This is a genomic window from Lentiprolixibacter sp. (genome assembly GCF_982873095.1).
Genome location: NZ_CEYNTP010000331.1, coordinates 1 through 2,402 on the forward strand (window position 1 = coordinate 1; position 2,402 = coordinate 2,402).

The following is a 2,402-nucleotide window of genomic DNA, read 5'->3' on the forward strand; positions in this document are numbered from 1 at the left end:
GCACTGGAGGTATGCCTTAGCAGCGGAAAACCTTATTCCAGTTTTCTGGATCAGCCCAAACCGCCCCGCCCGTTTATTCCTGTTCTGGTAGGGCTTAGCACAGAGCGTGAAATGCTCTACGCGCGCATAAACGAAAGGGTGGATCAGATGATGAACAGGGGGCTTTTGAAGGAAGCAGAGCTACTTTTTCCGTACAGAGATTACAATGCCCTGCAAACGGTGGGGTATCAGGAGCTATTTACCTATTTGGAAGGGAATTGCAGCCTTGATGAGGCAGTATGTGAAATTAAAAAGAATACACGCCGTTTTGCAAAACGGCAGCTCACCTGGTATAGGAAAATGGAGAATGTCTTGTGGTTCGACAGCAAAACTCCTCACGAAGAAATCGCCAGGGCCCTGGAATCAAAACTAGCACGGGATGAGTGATAAACCCAAAACCGTATTTATTATTATGGGGGTGTCTGGCTGCGGAAAGTCTACCCTGGGGAAATTGGTAGCCGACTACCTGAAAATTCCTTTTTTCGACGGAGATGATTATCATCCCGAATCCAATGTGGCCAAAATGCGGGAGGGACAACCGCTTACGGATGCAGATCGCGAACCATGGCTTAGTAGGATCAACGCCCTGGCAGTTGAAAATGCTGAATCCGGTTGCGTTATTGCATGTTCAGCGCTTAAAGAGAAATACAGGGAAATACTCTCTTCAGGAATCGAACAGAAATTGGTTTGGATCTTTCTGAAGGGGGATTTTGAGACCATCTACGGCAGGATGCAGCAGCGGGACGGTCATTTTATGCCGCCGGCTTTGCTGGCTTCTCAGTTCGAAACCCTGGAAACGCCTGAAAAAGCCATTGAAATTCCCGTAACCCTCTTGCCCGGAGAACAACTGCAGATGGCGGTTAACAGCTGGAGGGCCAAAAAGAAAAGCGGCCGATAGCCGCTTGTTCTCTTTATTTTCTCGTAGCTATTATTCCACGTCTTTGACCACCAAACGGAACCCTTCGCCGTGGATGTTCAGGATCTCTACAGAATCATCCCGCTTGAGGTATTTACGCAACTTCGCGATGTAGACATCCATACTTCTTGAAGTAAAGTAGTTATCGTCTCTCCAAATTTTTGTGAGCGCCAATTCCCTGGGCATCAAATCATTTTCATGCAGGGCGAGTAAACGCAGGAGTTCGTTTTCTTTTGGCGAAAGCTTAATGGGTTCCTCTTCCTTGTATTTCAGGAACCTCAGCTTGGAATTCAAATGAAAATTACCAATTTGAAATTCAAATTGTTTGCTGTCTGCCAAGGTATTAGAAGCCTTTCTTTGAAGAATAGCTTTTAGTTTCATTAAAAGTACCTCAGAGTCAAAAGGTTTGTTGAGGTAATCGTCGGCACCTGCTTTATATCCCTTCAGTACATCTTCTTTCATGGTTTTGGCGGTAAGAAAGACGATCGGTACATTTTCATTTTTCTCCCGTATTTCCTTTGCCAGAGTAAAACCGTCCTTGTACGGCATCATAACATCAAGGATGCAAATGTCGAAATTATCTTTCTTAAACTTTTCGAAACCCTCCATACCATTCTTGGCCAGGGTAACGTCAAAGTCGTTCATCGATAAATAATCCTTGAGTACAATACCAAAGTTAGGATCGTCCTCGACTAAAAGAATCTTCTTTTGAACTGTTTCCATAAATTGTTCATATTAAGGGTAATTTTATGAAGAAAGTACTGCCTTTTCCTTTCTCACTTTCAGCATAAACCTCACCCTGGTGATCTTCTACTATTTTTTTGACATACGCCAATCCCAGCCCATGCCCTTTCACATTGTGTAAATCCCCGGTATGTTCCCGGTAAAATTTCTCAAATACCTTTTTCAATACAGCTTTACTCATACCTGCGCCCTGATCCTGTACACGAATGATGATGTAATTTTTCACGACTTCGGTATACACATCTATCTTGGGTGCTTGAGGTGAATACTTTACGGCGTTATCCAGAATATTCACCAGTACATTCCCAAAATGCACATCGTTCGCCAGTACTTCAGCCCTTTCTGCATCGAGATGGCTGTTTACATAACCTCCGCGATCTGCTACTATCAGTTCGATATGCGAAATCGCCTTATTGATAATGTCGTGTACATTCACCCTGTCCTTACTGATATCGAGTTGATTTTTTTCCAAGCGCGATATCCTCAGCACATTCTCCACCTGGGCATTCATACGTTTGTTTTCATCCCGAATCATCCCCAGATAGCGTTCTACCTTGGTTTCGTCCTTTATGACCTGAGGGTTCTTAATGGCTTCCACAGCCAGGTTAATCGTGGCAATGGGCGTTTTGAACTCGTGGGTCATATTGTTGATGAAATCACTCTTTATTTCAGAGATCTGCTTCTGTCTGATCAGCTGGTAAAT

4 protein-coding genes are annotated in these 2,402 nt (G+C 44.0%); 2 read left to right on the top strand and 2 right to left on the bottom strand.

The features are described 5' to 3' along the window. Together AC4E7D_RS13990 and AC4E7D_RS13995 are read left to right on the top strand one after the other, a co-directional pair. On the top strand, positions 1-426 hold a 426-nt coding region (locus tag AC4E7D_RS13990; RefSeq protein WP_490174394.1), incomplete at its 5' end, for a tRNA (adenosine(37)-N6)-dimethylallyltransferase. After that, positions 419-937 carry a gluconokinase gene (locus AC4E7D_RS13995; RefSeq protein WP_490174395.1) on the top strand — a complete coding sequence of 173 codons (519 nt, stop codon included), beginning with the start codon at positions 419-421 and terminating at the stop codon, positions 935-937. The genes AC4E7D_RS13990 and AC4E7D_RS13995, both read left to right, overlap by 8 nt. Positions 938-967: 30 nt before the next feature. Here AC4E7D_RS13995 and AC4E7D_RS14000 read toward each other — a convergent pair whose 3' ends face one another. Further along, positions 968-1,678: a response regulator transcription factor gene (locus AC4E7D_RS14000; RefSeq protein WP_490174396.1), complete on the bottom strand. Its 711-nt coding sequence runs from the start codon at positions 1,676-1,678 to the stop codon at positions 968-970. 7 nt (positions 1,679-1,685) lie between these two features. Continuing rightward, the coding region (locus AC4E7D_RS14005; RefSeq protein ID WP_490174397.1) for a sensor histidine kinase at positions 1,686-2,402 on the bottom strand (717 nt) is incomplete at its 5' end.